The organism is Aquimarina sp. I32.4 (assembly GCF_002924285.1).
Lineage (GTDB): Bacteria > Bacteroidota > Bacteroidia > Flavobacteriales > Flavobacteriaceae > Aquimarina.
The window spans coordinates 13,744-29,604 of the sequence record NZ_PGUB01000060.1; the positions used below are offsets into that span (position 1 = coordinate 13,744).

The 15,861-nt window shown below is 31.6% G+C and carries 16 protein-coding genes; 12 read left to right on the forward strand and 4 right to left on the reverse strand.

Features of this window, described 5'->3' with window-relative positions; all coding sequences use genetic code 11:
* The first annotated feature begins 370 nt into the window (after positions 1–370).
* Together CVD18_RS13810 and CVD18_RS13815 are read left to right on the forward strand one after the other, a co-directional pair.
* Complete coding sequence (locus CVD18_RS13810) at positions 371–1,354, forward strand: AraC family transcriptional regulator (protein WP_103866029.1); 984 nt, start codon at positions 371–373, stop codon at positions 1,352–1,354.
* Positions 1,355–1,564: 210 nt separating this feature from the next.
* Entirely contained in the window at positions 1,565–1,903 is a 339-nt protein-coding gene (locus CVD18_RS13815) for a cupin domain-containing protein (RefSeq protein ID WP_103866030.1), read from the forward strand.
* A gap of 55 nt (positions 1,904–1,958) precedes the next feature.
* Here CVD18_RS13815 and CVD18_RS13820 read toward each other — a convergent pair whose 3' ends face one another.
* On the reverse strand, positions 1,959–2,405 hold the full coding sequence (locus CVD18_RS13820) for a MerC domain-containing protein (protein WP_103866031.1): 447 nt from the start codon (positions 2,403–2,405) through the stop codon (positions 1,959–1,961).
* A 161-nt stretch (positions 2,406–2,566) separates the two neighbouring features.
* Here CVD18_RS13820 and CVD18_RS13825 point away from each other — a divergent pair, with 161 nt between their 5' ends.
* The 6 genes from CVD18_RS13825 (at position 2,567) to CVD18_RS13850 (ending at position 7,431) form a co-directional block, all read left to right on the forward strand.
* Complete coding sequence (locus CVD18_RS13825; protein ID WP_103866032.1) at positions 2,567–2,947, forward strand: Fur family transcriptional regulator; 381 nt, start codon at positions 2,567–2,569, stop codon at positions 2,945–2,947.
* A gap of 64 nt (positions 2,948–3,011) precedes the next feature.
* A complete protein-coding gene (locus CVD18_RS13830) occupies positions 3,012–4,217 on the forward strand; it encodes a hypothetical protein (RefSeq protein WP_103866033.1) in 1,206 nt (401 codons plus the stop codon).
* Positions 4,218–4,425: 208 nt separating this feature from the next.
* On the forward strand, positions 4,426–5,010 hold the full coding sequence (locus CVD18_RS13835; RefSeq protein ID WP_103866034.1) for a HupE/UreJ family protein: 585 nt from the start codon (positions 4,426–4,428) through the stop codon (positions 5,008–5,010).
* 86 nt (positions 5,011–5,096) lie between these two features.
* Complete coding sequence (locus CVD18_RS13840; RefSeq protein ID WP_103866035.1) at positions 5,097–5,528, forward strand: dCMP deaminase family protein; 432 nt, start codon at positions 5,097–5,099, stop codon at positions 5,526–5,528.
* On the forward strand, positions 5,528–7,111 hold the full coding sequence (locus CVD18_RS13845; protein WP_103866036.1) for a S41 family peptidase: 1,584 nt from the start codon (positions 5,528–5,530) through the stop codon (positions 7,109–7,111). The genes CVD18_RS13840 and CVD18_RS13845 overlap by 1 nt, the downstream gene beginning before the upstream one ends.
* A 14-nt stretch (positions 7,112–7,125) precedes the next feature.
* Positions 7,126–7,431: a hypothetical protein gene (locus CVD18_RS13850; RefSeq protein WP_103866037.1), complete on the forward strand. Its 306-nt coding sequence runs from the start codon at positions 7,126–7,128 to the stop codon at positions 7,429–7,431.
* An 8-nt stretch (positions 7,432–7,439) separates the two neighbouring features.
* Here the strand turns inward: CVD18_RS13850 and CVD18_RS13855 are convergent, their stop codons facing one another.
* The gene (locus CVD18_RS13855) at positions 7,440–7,643 is read right to left on the reverse strand and encodes a hypothetical protein (protein WP_103866038.1); all 204 of its coding nucleotides are present in this window, start codon (positions 7,641–7,643) and stop codon (positions 7,440–7,442) included.
* 4 nt (positions 7,644–7,647) lie between these two features.
* The gene (locus tag CVD18_RS13860; protein WP_103866039.1) at positions 7,648–8,229 is read right to left on the reverse strand and encodes a MarC family protein; all 582 of its coding nucleotides are present in this window, start codon (positions 8,227–8,229) and stop codon (positions 7,648–7,650) included.
* A 114-nt stretch (positions 8,230–8,343) separates the two neighbouring features.
* Between CVD18_RS13860 and CVD18_RS13865 the strand changes: the two genes are divergently transcribed.
* The 4 genes from CVD18_RS13865 to dgt all read left to right on the forward strand — a co-directional run bounded on the left by CVD18_RS13865 (position 8,344) and on the right by dgt (position 14,608).
* Complete coding sequence (locus CVD18_RS13865) at positions 8,344–8,913, forward strand: DUF3109 family protein (RefSeq protein WP_103866040.1); 570 nt, start codon at positions 8,344–8,346, stop codon at positions 8,911–8,913.
* Between the two features lie 395 nt (positions 8,914–9,308).
* On the forward strand, positions 9,309–10,286 hold the full coding sequence (locus CVD18_RS13870; RefSeq protein ID WP_103866041.1) for a ribonucleotide-diphosphate reductase subunit beta: 978 nt from the start codon (positions 9,309–9,311) through the stop codon (positions 10,284–10,286).
* A 326-nt stretch (positions 10,287–10,612) separates the two neighbouring features.
* A complete protein-coding gene (locus tag CVD18_RS13875) occupies positions 10,613–13,078 on the forward strand; it encodes a ribonucleoside-diphosphate reductase subunit alpha (RefSeq protein WP_103866042.1) in 2,466 nt (821 codons plus the stop codon).
* 186 nt (positions 13,079–13,264) lie between these two features.
* Positions 13,265–14,608, forward strand: coding sequence for a dGTP triphosphohydrolase (dgt, locus tag CVD18_RS13880; RefSeq protein WP_103866043.1), 1,344 nt, complete (start codon positions 13,265–13,267; stop codon positions 14,606–14,608).
* A 56-nt stretch (positions 14,609–14,664) separates the two neighbouring features.
* Here the strand turns inward: dgt and CVD18_RS13885 are convergent, their stop codons facing one another.
* Positions 14,665–15,534 carry a lipocalin family protein gene (locus CVD18_RS13885; protein ID WP_103866044.1) on the reverse strand — a complete coding sequence of 290 codons (870 nt, stop codon included), beginning with the start codon at positions 15,532–15,534 and terminating at the stop codon, positions 14,665–14,667.
* Positions 15,535–15,861 lie beyond the last annotated feature (327 nt).

Here is a 15,861-nt window from a genome sequence, read left to right on the forward strand (position 1 = left end):
GATATTATTCTATTATAAGAATATGTTTCTGCTTCCTTGTCATAATTGAGCATATCTAAATAGATTGATATTTTTTAGATAATTTCACAAAAAAACCTGTGAGACCATTAGTTTCACAGGTTTTTTTTGTGAAATTAAATAACGATGCTTCAAGCGTAAGAGAAAACTTTTGGAGAAAATTTTAATGCTTCTTTTTTTTGATGAATTGGATTGAATAATAATAAAAAGTATAGTTTTAAAAAGTATTTGTATAAGTAGTATAAAAATGAAGGCAATGCACTTATACGAATTTACTTTTAATAGGTATATTTGATAATAACTAAACCATGTATACACAAACCACAATTTTACGTATAAAACGCAATAATAGATGGGGTTAAAATTGTATTTAAAAGATGTAGAAGACATCATGTTTGAGTTTGGTGAAAATCAATATGATGTTGACAGTGTAGGAGTAGAAGAGTTTAGTGTGTCTTACTGTTATAATTCGATAAAAGGGTGGTTTAAAGAAATTGCATTAGATAGTTTTAAAATAAGTTATGGTAATAACCAGTTATTTGATAAAACAACCGTTTTTTTTGAATATGATCAAGAAACGGTAGAAATGCATTTTACACTTCAGGGAGAGTCATTTACATCTATTGATGCATTGCCGTACGATTATTCAGTTAATAGTAATATGCATAATATATTTTATTGCAATGATATAAAAGGAAAAGTAGATTGGAATTCAAAAAACATGTACTTTTTTGAGGTAAACCTCTCTCCAGATTTTTTTAAAAAATACCTCCCAGATGATCATTTGTTTTGTAAGTTCAAAAAAATAATAGAAAATAAAAGAATAGGTTTTTTAAATCAAAGTTGCTACCCCATTACACCTCAAATGTATTTTGTTATCAATGAAATTATTAATTGCCCATGGAAAAATGGGTATAGAAAAATGTTTCTTGAAGCAAAAGTATTAGAGTTGTTGTTATTTCAAATGGATCAAATACGAGAATACGATTTGAAATCTACTACATGCAAAATTTCTAAAACGGTCATAGAAAAAATGCATCATGCCAAAGATATAATCTTGAGTAAACTGGGATGCCCTATGAGTCTTTCGGATTTAGCTAGAGAAATAAATACAAATGAATGCACCTTAAAAAAAGAATTTAAAAGTGTATTTGGAACAACTGTTTTTGGGTATATCCGAGATGTTAAAATGGAAGAGGCTAAAAATATATTGATTAGTCAGAAATTATCAGTTAACGAAGTGTCAGATATAGTAGGGTATAAAAACCCACAACATTTCTCAACCGCTTTCAAGCGTAAATTTGGGATTAACCCAAGTGGATTAATAAAAAAATAAAGATATCTGATAAGCTTTTATCAAATTAATTTTTTGAATTGTAAATTATAGATGTCATTTTAGAAAATAAAATTTCGTTATAACTCTCCCTCTTATTAGAAACGGTTAAAGTCTACAGGTTCTGGATACATGATTTCTATGATTTGAATCATAAAAAAGAAGAAGATTCCTCTGTACTTTTGGGTAGATTAATTTGATAGAATTAAAATTATGAAAAAAGCATCTATATTGAAAGAAGTAGAGTACAAGCCAGTCAAACCTAATGTGCAAATACTATTAGAAACCGAGAGTTCTAAGGAGATAAGAATAGCTATGAAAAAAGGACAAATAATGAAGGAACATCAAACACCTTTTCCAATTATTGTCGAAATTTTTGAAGGAGAAATAGACTTTGGGGTACAGGGTACGGCCCATAATCTCATAAAAGGAGATCTAGTAGCATTAGAAGGGGAAGTTCCTCATGATTTAGAAGCAAAAGAAAATAGTATTATACGGTTAACAATTTCAAAATCTGATACCGTTAAAAGAGTAAAGGAAGTAGCTAGCTAATAACCTTTGAAAAGATCTACAAAAGAAACAAAATGGATGAATAATTCTATTTTGATTATAGTAAAGATTTGATAGTGCAATTTTTATATCTTTTTATAAATCTCCAGTTGTAATAATGACTAGTGATTAGCAACCCTGTTGCTGAAAAGTGCATTATTTTTTCCACTAGATGATTTTCTATAACAAAGCCTATAGTAAAAAGAGCTAATACTAGTAGATATATATAAAAAGGTAAAGATTTATGATGGTATTTTTTGTAACCATTATATATAGCAACAAAAGCAATTAATAGACTAGCTCCAACTAGAATTAGTTCATGTAATTCATTAGAAAGAAAAGGTAATCCTATTACAGGAAAAAGGGTTATTAGTACAGGTAAAAGTATGCAGTGTAATATGCATAAGAAAGATGCTGAGACCCCTATGATATCCCAGTTTATGCGTATGGTTTTGTAAGTCATAAATATATGAAATTGATCTGTGATATTCTGTTTTTTTATCATAGTTGTTTAGTGTAAATGATTGTACTTTAGTAATGTCAGGATGCTATAGATGTAAAAAGAAGAGTGACTGGCAATTTTTTTGTACATTTCATTAGTGTAATATTTTATTGCAACTATATTGCAATAATACAAAAAAATGTAATTTTATTACTTGCTGAAGGATGAAAAAAACAAGAAATACACAAAAACAAGACTTTGTACTTGATATTTTGGCAAAATCAGAGCACACAATGTCGGCTGATGCCATATTAGAAGCAATGCCAATAAAGATCAATAAAACGACAGTATATAGAATATTAGATCGTTTTGCAGAAAAAGGCAAAGTACATTATGTAACAGGTGAAAATGGTAAGGCATATTATGCATTATGTAGTGATTGCGATGTAGAACATGATTTTCATAATCATATTCATTTTCAATGTAAAAACTGTGAGAAGGTTACCTGTCTATCATATGAAATCAAGGTTCCAGAGTTAAAAAACTTTGAAATTCAGGAAACTCAATTTCTTATGATTGGTGTCTGTGATAAGTGTAAGGCTTAATTTTTTCATCAAAAATGATAGAACTGTACAGAAGATGCTGATCTTCTAAGTTAATTTTATAGAAATGATAAACCTAAAACGGGACACTAATATATCGATAGCTTTTTTTTTATTGGCGGCAATATTAGGAGTTTTTTTAAGGTTTTTGTATGTGTTTGATATTTCAGTAAATTATAAATACATTGTACATGCACATTCTCATATAGCACTATTAGGGTGGGTGTATGTTGCAATAATAACAATATTTTATAGGTTATATTTAAATCAATGTGGTGCTGAGAAATATTATCGAATTATTTTTTGGTGTACACAATTCACTTTGGTAGGAATGTTGCTTAGTTTTCCATTTCAAGGATATGCATTGTTCTCAATAATTTTTTCTACACTCTTTCTTTTTACTTCTTACTGGTATGTCTGGTTTTTTATCAAAAATATCCCTAGTAGTTATAAAGCCACAAAATCATATAAATGTATAAAAACTGCATTATGGTATATGGTTGTGTCAAGTATTGGCCCATGGGCATTAGGAGGTATAATGAATACATTGGAGGCAGATTCTGTATGGTATAAATTGGCGATATATTTTTACCTACATTTTCAATATAATGGGTGGATGATACTGGCTCTTTTTGGAGTGATGTTTTATGTTTTAGAAAAACAAAATCTAAAAATTTCTAATAAGATCTTTAATAGGTTTTTTATAGGAATGAATATAAGTATTGTTTTAACCTTTTTTCTTTCGGTATTATGGACAGAACCGTCAGGTTTTTATTATTTCTTGGCAGGTATAGGTTGTCTTTTTCAAGTGTTGGCCTTTATCCTGTTTATTAAAATTGTGTTAGATTCAGATTTAATTACAAACAAAACTCTTTCAAAATTACAATTACAAATCATCCACACAGTTGTAGTATTGATGATAGTTAAGATTGTACTACAATTGCTTTCTTCAATTCCATATTTTGCAAATCTAGCAACTACTATTTTAGATTTTACAATTGGTTATTTACATTGGACATTTTTGGGAGTAATAAGTGTTAGCTTATTTTTCTTTTTAGAATACTTTAATCTGATTAAGATTCCTAAAAAAGGGTATTATATCTATATGTTTGGATTTCTGCTTACAGAACTTTTTATTTTTTATAAAGGAATGATAGTTTGGTTGGATTTATCTTTCTTTTTAGAATATTTTCTTCTTCTTTCGATTGCTAGTGTAATAATCTTCATAGGAATTTTATATTGTTTATTGTTTAATATAAACAATAAACTGTAGTTACAAGTAAGTGTTTTATATAGAGTTTATTGTGTTTTTTAGAAAAGGTTAGCCTCAATAAATTATTATTTGTTGGGTTTGATGTTTTACAAGAGTTTCTTGTTTTTTAATTTCGAATTCTCTTAAATTTTTGATAAGAATTTTTTGTGTATTTCTTCGTTGTTGTATTTAATTGTACATTAGTCGCAATACCTCAAAATGTAAAATTATGTCAGAATTTTGGCTTTATACAAAGCTAGGTTTTGGTCATGTGCTGGATTGGAGCGCTTATGATCACATCCTTTTTTTAATTGTTCTCACAGTTGGATATACCTTTGATAATTGGAAACGAATATTGGTGTTAATAACCTTATTTACAGTAGGACATACCATGTCTTTGGTTTTGGCTGTATATGGTGTAGTGTCAGTAAATTCTAAATTGGTGGAGTTTTTGATCCCTGTAACTATCTTTATTGCTGGTTTATATAATGTGTTTACAGCAAAAAAGACAGGAAAAAATGATAAAGTAGCGATATTATATGGAGTGACCATTTTTTTTGGATTGATTCACGGTTTAGGATTTTCTAGTTATTTTAAACTAATTAGTAGTAACGTAAATTCAAAAATTCTTCCATTAATAGAATTTGCTCTAGGAGTAGAAGCGGCACAAATAGTAGTGGTGTTATTGCTACTTATAATTAACTTTATATTTCAAGCTCTTTTTAGATTTTCAAAGCAAGATTGGGTGCTTGTTATTTCTTCAGTAGTGATAGGAATGGTAATACCAATGCTTATTGCAAATAAAATTTGGTGAATAAGTATTGATTAAGGTTGTATTTGCCACATCGTAATAATATATTCGTACTTTGATTATTATCAATACGCTAGTCATTTTATTTTATGTCAAAAAAAAAACAGCTTAAGTACGATAAAGCTTATCTCAGGATAGCAAATGAATGGGGGAAATTATCTCATTGTGAAAGAAAAAAAGTTGGTGCGGTTATTGTGAAAGATAGAATGATTATTTCTGATGGTTTTAATGGTACACCTACAGGATTTGAGAATCCTTGTGAAGACGAAGAAGGGTATACAAAATGGTATGTGTTGCATGCAGAGGCAAATGCGATTTCTAAAGTTGCTTCATCTACACAATCGTGTAAAGGAGCAACACTATATATCACATTATCTCCATGTAAAGAATGTAGCAAGTTGATTCATCAGGCAGGAATAAGGCGTATAGTGTATCAAGTAGGGTATAAAGATGACTCTGGATTACAATTTCTTGCAAAAGCAGGAGTAGAAATAGAACAGATTACGGATTTAGAAGAATAATGGGATATTCAAAAAAATATTTGCCTTTGTTTTTAGGGCTGGCTTTAGGAGCTGGAGTGTTTTTAGGTAGTAAATTGAACTTTAGTAATCCTTCTGCAAAGCTATTCTCGTATAATCCAAAAAAAGAAAAGCTGAATAGACTTATTGATTATATTGACTATGAATATGTAGATGAAATCAATACCGATAGTATAGTTGAGGTTACAGTAAATAGAATCTTAGAAAATCTTGATCCACACTCTATATATATACCATCAGAGGAACTTGAGGGGATTACAGAAAGTATGCAAGGGGATTTTATTGGTATTGGAGTAAGTTATTATCCATATCGAGATACAATATCTGTAATAAATACCATAAAAGGAGGACCTAGTGAGAAATCAGGAATCAAAGCAGGTGATAGAATCCTGATGGCAAATAAGGATACACTTTATGGTGAACGCTTGGTGAGAGATGGTTTGGCAAATAAATTAAAAGGAGAATTAAATAGTCAAGTCCAACTTAGAGTATATAGAAAAGGAACAGGAGTGTTTGATGTAATGGTAAAAAGAGGTCGTGTGCCTTTGCAAAGTGTAGATGCTGCCTATATGTTGGATGATAAATTAGGATATATCAAAATTAACCGTTTTGCAGAAACTACCTATAAAGAATTTAATACAGCAATAGATAAATTGCTGAGTAAAGATGTTCAAAGTGTAGTAATAGATCTCAGAGATAACGGAGGAGGATTCATTGCGCCAGCGTTAAAAATGGCAGATGAATTTCTTAAAGATGATGTATTGATAATGTTTACCAAAAACAAAAAAGGAGCAATAGAGAATAATTATGCAACCAATAAAGGAAGTTTTGAAAAAGGAAAAGTTTATGTTCTAATTAATGAGAACTCGGCATCTGCCAGTGAGATTTTTGCAGGAGCAATTCAAGATAATGATAGAGGGATTATTGTAGGTCGACGCTCTTATGGAAAAGGCCTTGTGCAAAGAGAAATGGCGTTAGGAGATGGGAGTGCAGTTCGATTGACAATTTCAAGATATTATACTCCAACAGGACGTTCGATTCAAAAACCATATGGTAATGGTAATAAAGAATATTTCAATGAATATTTAGAACGATATAAAAATGGAGAGCTACAAAGTGCAGATAGTATTCAGGTAGCAGATTCATTGAGGTTTAAGACGCCAGGAGGTAAAATTCTTTATGGAGGAGGAGGTATTATTCCTGATATTTTTGTTGGTAAAGATACTACACGAGTTGGTGAAACATTGAATTATATGTTGCGATCTGGTCGTATGGGAGGATATGTGTTTGAAGAGTTGGATAAAAACAGGATATATTATAATAACCTGTCAGAAGAAGAGTTTGATGAAAAAATAAGTATAGACGATGCTTTTGCAGAGGGGTTTTTAAAATATTTGAGAGAAAGAGGTGTAGAGATTGAACTCGAAAACTATAAAGATCACTTAAAAAAATACCTGAAAGCTACTATGGCGCAACAGCTATTTGGAACAGGAACATTTGAACGAATTATAAACAGAGATGATATAATGATTAATAAAGTGGTATCACTTTCTAAAGAAGAATAAATTAGACTTTTAGTATGTCAGAATTTGAAGAATACTTATTGGCAATAGCCATTTGTTCACCGCTTTTTTTCTTTATCATAGCAGTTGCTTTTAGGCTGTTGGATAATAGTGCTTCTATTTTTTTAAAACACGATATTCTTGTTGATACCTCATATGTTTCGGGAGATATAATACGTGAGCATATAGATAATTCTGAAGATATAGAACTCAGAAAATCCCTAAGAACAGCTCTTATATTTAGGAAGCTACATAATTTGTTTATGATTCTGATGGTGATTTCTATTCCACCAGTAATTATTGCTTGCTTTTTTATCTTTTAATTACAATTTTATTTACGGCGTTTACTTTTTTTCTGAATACTTTTGGAAACAAGTAAAATAGACATTAATAAAACTGCACAAGCAGAAGAAAAAATCCCAATAAGAGCAGTTTTGTTATCATCACTCCACAGATTGTCAAAATCCAGATGAGTGCTATTGTAGATTAATAAGCCCATTGCAATGGCGATTAATGTATAAATAAAATATTTCATTGACTTAAATAGTTGTTAAAAGCTCTTTTATATTAGCTGTAAATAGTTTTACAGCAATAGCAAGCAAAATTACTCCAAAAATCTTTCGTATTACATTAATTCCTTGTTTACCTAAAACTTTTTCTATTTTACCAGAAGATTTTAAAACAATGTATACAAAGATAATATTGATGATTATGGCAATTATTATATTAATCGTGTGATATTCTGCTCGTAAAGAAAGAATAGATGTCATTGTACCAGCCCCTGCAATGAGAGGGAATGCTAGAGGAACCACCGCAGCTGTTTCTGGAGCATCATCTTTATATAATTGGATGCCTAATATCATCTCGATAGCTAGAAAGAAAATAATAAAAGATCCCGCAACAGCAAAAGAGTTAACATCTATGCCGATCAAACTCAAGATTTCCTTTCCTACAAATAAGAAAAGAATCATTAAAATACATGCAACGATAGAAGCTTTTTCGCTCTGTACGTGTCCTACTTTTTTACGAAGATCCAAAATAATAGGGATACTTCCAATAATATCTATTACCGCAAAGAGTACCATACTAGCGGTCAATATCTCTTTAATGTCAAAGTTCATGATAAAATAATTTCAAAAATTTCTGCAAATATAAATAGACTTTATCAGATAAAGATATTATAAAAAGATGAATAAATTGTAAAAAAGATGTTGCATAAAAAGTATCTTAGCGCCATGTTTCAGTTAGGAAAAACCATAGTATCAGAGGATATCATAGAGAAAGATTTTTTGTGTAACCTCTCTGCGTGCAAAGGAGCATGTTGTATAGATGGGGAGGCAGGAGCGCCTCTAGAAGAATCAGAAGTACAAAAACTCAAAGAAATATACCCAATAATTAAACCTTATTTGAGAAAAAAAGGGATAGATGTTATTAAGAAGTATGGAACACATGTAGAAACAGATGATGGGGAATTAGAGACTCCTCTTATTGATGGTGCTGATTGTGCGTATGTGATTTTTGATGAAAGAGGAACTGCTACTTGTGCTATAGAAGAAGCATATAATCAAGGTGACGTCGATTGGAAAAAACCCGTATCCTGTCACTTATATCCAGTCAGAGTTCAGGAATATACTGAATTTGCTGCTGTAAACTATCATAAATGGGAAATTTGTGATGATGCCTGTGCATTAGGAAAAGAATTACAAGTGCCGATCTATAAATTTGTAAAAGAAGCTCTCGTTAGAAAATTTGGAGAAGATTGGTATATGGAATTGGAAAATGTAGCAGGTAAATTGCAAAAATAACCAGCATTTTATTCCCCAAAACCCAAAATGTTATTTTTTTTTCACTCTTTTTCTGTTAAAATAACAAGGTTTTTTAACTACGGCTTTACCGTAAAAACCCGAATTTTTATCACTTTGTTTTTTTAACAAAAAAACGCGGTTAACAAGTGAAAAATAAGTAGTTTCGGGATAAGTTCTTCATATTATTTGTGTTTTTTTAAAAACACATAACTTTTTGACAATGAGTGGATTGTATTCTTTTTTGTAAAAAATCATTTTTGTTTCAAAATAACTCCGTGTTGAAAACTTTGTTGAAAACGTTTGTTAACTTTAGGTAGAAGTTTTGAGCGATTTCTTGATCTTTGTAATACCCTATTAGAAATAAAAATTCTCAAGAAAACAGCAAAAAAAATAAGATGAGTGTCGTAGAGCCTATTTTGCAAGAAAATAAAGAACGATTTGTAATTTTTCCAATCCAACATCATGATATTTGGGAGTGGTATAAAAAATCAGAAGCTAGTTTTTGGACAGCAGAAGAAATTGATTTGCACCAAGATATTACAGATTGGGCGACTAAGCTCAATGATGATGAAAAATATTTTATAAAACATATTTTAGCCTTTTTTGCAGCGTCTGATGGGATCGTAAATGAAAACCTAGCAGAGAACTTTGTGAATGAAGTACAATATAGTGAAGCCAAGTTTTTCTATGGCTTTCAAATTATGATGGAAAATATTCACTCAGAAACATATTCGTTACTTATAGATACGTATGTAAAAGATGAAAAAGAAAAAAACCTATTGTTTAATGCAATAGATAATTTTCCTGCAATCAAGAAAAAGGCAGATTGGGCATTGAAATGGATTGAATCTGATTCTTTTGCAGAACGTCTAATCGCTTTTGCTGCAGTAGAAGGGATCTTTTTTTCGGGAGCATTCTGTTCTATATTTTGGTTAAAAAAACGTGGATTAATGCCAGGACTTACATTTTCTAATGAATTGATTTCAAGAGATGAAGGAGTGCACTGCGATTTCGCTGTTCATATTCATAATAAACATTTGGTAAATAAAGTGCCAAAAGATAGAATTCGTGCAATTATTGTAGATGCATTGAATATTGAGAGAGAGTTTATAACAGAGTCATTGCCAGTGAGTTTGATAGGAATGAATGCTAACCTAATGACGCAATATCTCGAATTTGTAACAGATAGATTGTTGATGGAGTTAGAGTGTGAGAAAGAGTACGGAACTGCTAATCCGTTTGATTTTATGGATATGATCTCATTACAAGGGAAAACAAATTTCTTTGAGAAACGAGTTTCAGAATACCAAAAAGCAGGAGTACTTAATAAAGATACCGAAGAAAATAAAATAAGTTTTGATGCCGATTTTTAATTATTGTAAAATTCTCTAAATGCTTTTGAGAATACGATAAATAAAAAAATCAGATCAAACGATAGTATATTCATTCTGAGCTAGTCAAGAACAATTCTTCTGTTTTTATGCAGGTTAGCTCAGTTTGATATAGCTTTACAAAAGGGGCGAGTCATAGTTATATTTACTTGTAGAATTACTCTCATTTTTAAAATGTAGAGTTTTTATTAACATCTTGTTTTAACTAAATAAGAAGTATGCTATTGACTCCAAAAAATAAAAAAAGAAGAACACAAATTTAACATCAACTTCTTCGGGAGAAGAAAATTTAAAAGCCAAAAAGACATATGTATGTAGTAAAAAGAGATGGTCGTAAAGAGCCGATTATGTTTGACAAGATTACCGCTAGGGTAAGAAAATTATGTTATGGACTTAACTCACTAGTTGACCCGGTAAAGGTGGCAATGCGAGTGATAGAGGGGTTGTATGATGGAGTAACCACAAGTGAGTTAGATAATCTGGCTGCAGAAATAGCTGCAACTATGACGATAACACATCCCGATTATGCAAAGCTTGCGGCTCGTATCTCTGTTTCTAACTTGCATAAAAATACCAAGAAAAGTTTTTCTGAGGTAGTTACAGATCTCTATGAGTATGTGAATCCAAGAACAGGTAAAAAAGCGCCTCTTATTGCAGATGATGTTTATGAGGTGATTGTGGCAAATAAAGAAAAATTAGACTCAACAATTATTTATAATCGTGATTTTGGTTATGATTATTTTGGTTTTAAAACATTAGAGCGCTCTTATTTATTAAAAATTAATGGTAAGATAGCAGAACGCCCACAGCATATGTTAATGAGAGTATCTATAGGAATCCACCTTAATGATTTGGATGCTGCTATAGAGACTTATGAATTAATGTCTAAAAAGTACTTTACACACGCTACACCAACATTATTCAATTCAGGAACTCCAAAGCCGCAAATGTCATCTTGTTTCTTATTGACAATGCAAGATGATAGTATTGATGGAATATATGATACACTAAAACAAACTGCCAAAATATCACAGTCTGCAGGAGGAATAGGGTTATCAGTTCATAATATACGAGCTACAGGATCTTATATAGCAGGAACTAATGGTACTTCTAATGGGATTGTACCAATGCTTAGAGTGTATAACGATACCGCTCGTTATGTAGATCAAGGAGGAGGAAAACGAAAAGGATCATTTGCTGTTTATATAGAACCATGGCATGCTGATATTTTTGACTTTTTGGATTTAAAAAAGAACCATGGTAAAGAAGAAATGCGAGCACGTGATTTGTTTTATGCAATGTGGATTCCAGATTTATTCATGAAGCGTGTGCAAGATAATGCTGAGTGGACGTTAATGTGTCCAAATGAGTGCCCAGGATTATTTGATATACATAGTGAAGAATTTGAAGAAGCTTATCTTCGTTTTGAAGCAGAAGGAAAAGGAAGAAGAACTATCAAAGCAAGAGAACTTTGGGAAAAAATCCTTGAATCTCAAATAGAAACAGGAACCCCTTATATGTTGTATAAAGATGCGGCAAACCGTAAATCTAATCAACAAAATCTAGGAACAATCAGGTCGTCTAATCTGTGTACAGAAATATTAGAATATACAAGTCCTGATGAGATTGCAGTATGTAACCTTGCCTCTATTGCATTGCCAATGTTTGTCAAGGATGGAGAGTTTGATCATAAGGAACTTTATAAAATTACGAAGCAAGTAACCAAGAATCTGAATAGAGTAATTGATCGTAATTATTATCCTGTAAAAGAAGCAGAAAATTCAAACGTACGTCACAGACCAATAGGGCTTGGAGTACAGGGATTAGCAGATGCATTTATTCAATTACGTTTACCGTTTACCAGTGACGAAGCCAAAAAATTAAATCAGGAGATATTTGAAACCTTATACTTTGCTGCAGTAACAGCATCTATGGAAGAGGCTGAAAAAGATGGCCCATACCAAAGTTATCAAGGGTCTCCAATATCCAAAGGGGAATTTCAGTATAACTTATGGGGTATAAAAGATGAAGAGTTAAGCGGTCGTTGGGACTGGGATAAGTTGCGCAAGCAAGTGCTTAAAAATGGAGTGCGTAACTCATTATTAGTAGCGCCTATGCCTACAGCATCTACCTCTCAGATATTAGGAAACAATGAAGCATTTGAGCCATACACAAGTAATATTTATACAAGACGAGTGTTATCTGGAGAGTTTATTGTAGTAAATAAACACTTATTAGAAGATTTAGTGAAGCTAGGATTGTGGGATGAAGAGCTTAAGAATGCGATCATGCGTGCAAATGGATCTATACAAAATATAGATATCATACCACAAGATTTAAAAGAGCTGTATAGAACAGTGTGGGAAATGAGTATGAAAGATATTATTGATATGTCTCGTCATAGAGGATACTTTATTGATCAGTCACAGTCGCTTAACCTGTTTATGGAAGGAGCAACAATGGCAAAATTAACATCAATGCACTTCTATGCATGGAAAAGCGGATTAAAAACAGGAATGTATTACCTGAGAACAAAATCTGCAGTAGATGCCATTAAGTTTACACTGAAGAAAGAGCAAAAAGAATCTCCGCAACCAGAAAAAGTTGCAGTAGCTGCAGCGCAGGTAATGGAGGCACAAGCTGCAAGAGTAGAACCAAAACAAGAAGTTGTTCCTTCTACAGAAGAAGTGGCACTTACTCCAGATGAGCTTCGTGCAATTATAGCACAATCAAAAGAAGCCGAAGGAGATGATTGTTTAATGTGTGGGTCATAAATGATCCGATTAATATAGCGTAAAAGGGGAGTTTTCTAAAAAGATGCTTCCCTTTTTTTGTTATTTTTGACAAAACTTATTAAGGCAATGTACGTGTTGAATTATTGATTATAATTTTTGTTTACGTATACTAGACTTGTCCAGAAAGTTGTGTAAAAAACAACAATATTTTTTAGTAAAACTATGATGAATTGGGAACAGCTTCTGTCGTTAAAAAGACAAGGAGATAAGAATAAAAGATTACGTAAAGAACAAGACGAAACAAGGTTAGGTTTTGAGGTAGATTATGATCGCATTATTTTCTCTTCGGCTTTTAGGAGTTTGCAAGATAAAACGCAAGTAATACCGCTATCAAAGACCAGCTTTGTGCATACACGCTTAACTCATAGTTTGGAGGTGTCCGTAGTAGGACGATCTCTGGGAAGGGTAGTAGGTAAAAAAATACTAGAGAAACATCCCCATTTAAATGCTGTTCACGGGTATCAGTTTAATGATTTTGGTGCTATAGTCGCCGCCGCCGCATTGTCTCATGATATTGGTAATCCTCCTTTTGGGCATTCGGGAGAAAAAGCAATAGGAGAGTATTTCAAAACAGGAAGCGGACGTAGGTATAAAGAAGTTCTTGCGCCAAAACAATATCAGGACTTGATTGATTTTGAAGGGAATGCTAATGGGTTTAAAATCCTTACAGAATCTCGTGAAGGAATACAAGGAGGGCTTCGGCTATCGTATGCTACTTTAGGAGCTTTTATGAAATATCCCAAAGAATCATTACCCAAAAAACCAACATCACATATAGCTCATAAGAAATTTGGATACTTTCAGAATGAAACCTCTTTTTTTAATGAAGTAGCACAAGATGTTGGATTGTTAAAACAAGAAATAGAAGGAGAAGTAACCTATAGCCGTCATCCTTTGACATTTTTGGTAGAAGCTGCAGATGATATCTGTTATACCATTATAGACTTCGAAGATGGAATTAATCTAGGGCTCATAGAAGAAGAGTATGCTTTAGAATATCTAATCAAATTAGTAAAAGATACAATCAATACTTCAAAATACAATAATTTGGTAACCACTGCAGATAGGTTGAGTTACCTTAGGTCGTTAGCAATTAACACCCTGATACAAGAAGCAGCAGCCGTATTTTTAGCTAACGAAGAAGAAATATTGGCAGGAGAATTTGATATTGCCTTGATAGATAAGAGCAAATACGAGGCTCAGATCAATGATATTATCAAGATAAGTGTTGATAAGATATATCAAAGCCAAGAGGTGACAGAAAAAGAGATAGCAGGGTATGAAATTCTTGCAACACTGTTAGATCGATATTGTATAGCGACCGATAATTTTAATCAAGGGCAAAGTTCAAATTATGACAAACTTATTTTAAGAGCAGAAGGAAACAATTTTGATTATAAAAATGAAGATATTTATACTAGGCTTATAGGGATTAGTAATTATGTAGCTAGTTTGACTGATGGTAATGCATTGCTAAAATATCAGAAAATTCGTGGATTACGAGTGTAAAAAAGTACTTGAAAACGACTTCAAGTACTTTTTTATACCAGTTTAAAGAGAATGATTTATATCTTTTTATAAGTTTCTATGGTTTCATGGAATGTATTTGGCGTCGATTCATGAGTGTATGAAGTTTTTAATACAGTTTCTGTAAGTTCCAATATTTTTTCGGGATCTTCATTTGCATCAGTAGAAGCTTCTTTAAGGTAAATGTTGTTGTCTACTAATACCCAAAAAAGACTTCCTGTAGATTCGATACAACCTTTAGGTTGATCAGGTTGTGTGAGATAAGGATCAGACCAGTTAACAACACCATTACTTAAATATTCAAGAGTGTATTTAAGTTCACATTCGTTAAGTGAATTTTCTTTTCCATCGGTAATAGATTTGGTTAATTGCCATTTTCCTATAAGGTTAGATTCTTTTGGGTTTACAACAGTACTGGGTTCAATATCAGGTTTTCCAATATAGGTGAAGGTTTCAATGTAAACTGATGTTTTCTCATTGCCTTGATCATCTTTATATGTTTCTCTAGACTCAGTTTTTAATACTGTTTTTGTTAGCTCTATTATTGTATATAAATCTTCAGCATTTCTTCTATCACCTGTTAAGATAAAAGTCGAGAATTTGTTGTTTGATAACTCCCAAGTGTAATCTGTACTTTGATGAGGGGTGCATTCTCCGTTGATTTCAGAATTTCCAATAAATATAGCTAGCTTACTTCCATCTTCTTTAATTGAGAATTGTGAAATATCTTTTTTGTCACATGGATTTAAGGTTATTTGTTTCCCGTCCTCTTCGATTTTGGTTAGTTGCCATTTTCCGATAAGATTTTTTTCTGTAATTTCTATTGTTTCAGGTGTTTGATCATCATCTTTTGAGCAAGAAATAAAAATTGTTGCGATAAGTAGGACAAATAGGTTTAGTTTTTTCATAATATAATCTGTAATTGTTTTTTAATGTATTCTTGTTAGATGATGTATGTCATAACAAGGTGAAATGTTACCTAACAATTTTAGAAATTTTTATGAATTAGATTCTTGTTGTTTTTGTAGTAAGAAGTATAAAAGATTTACTAGTTTAGATTCAGAATTTTGTAATACAATTTACGGACATTAACTTCGCATAAATGCGTCTAAGTAGTGATGATTACTTACTATAGATTTTATAAGTTCATTACTCATCCTTTCTACAAACTCATGTAGCCATTGTTTTAAATCATTCAGCTTATCGAATGACTTATTTTTATATCTATCCTTAAT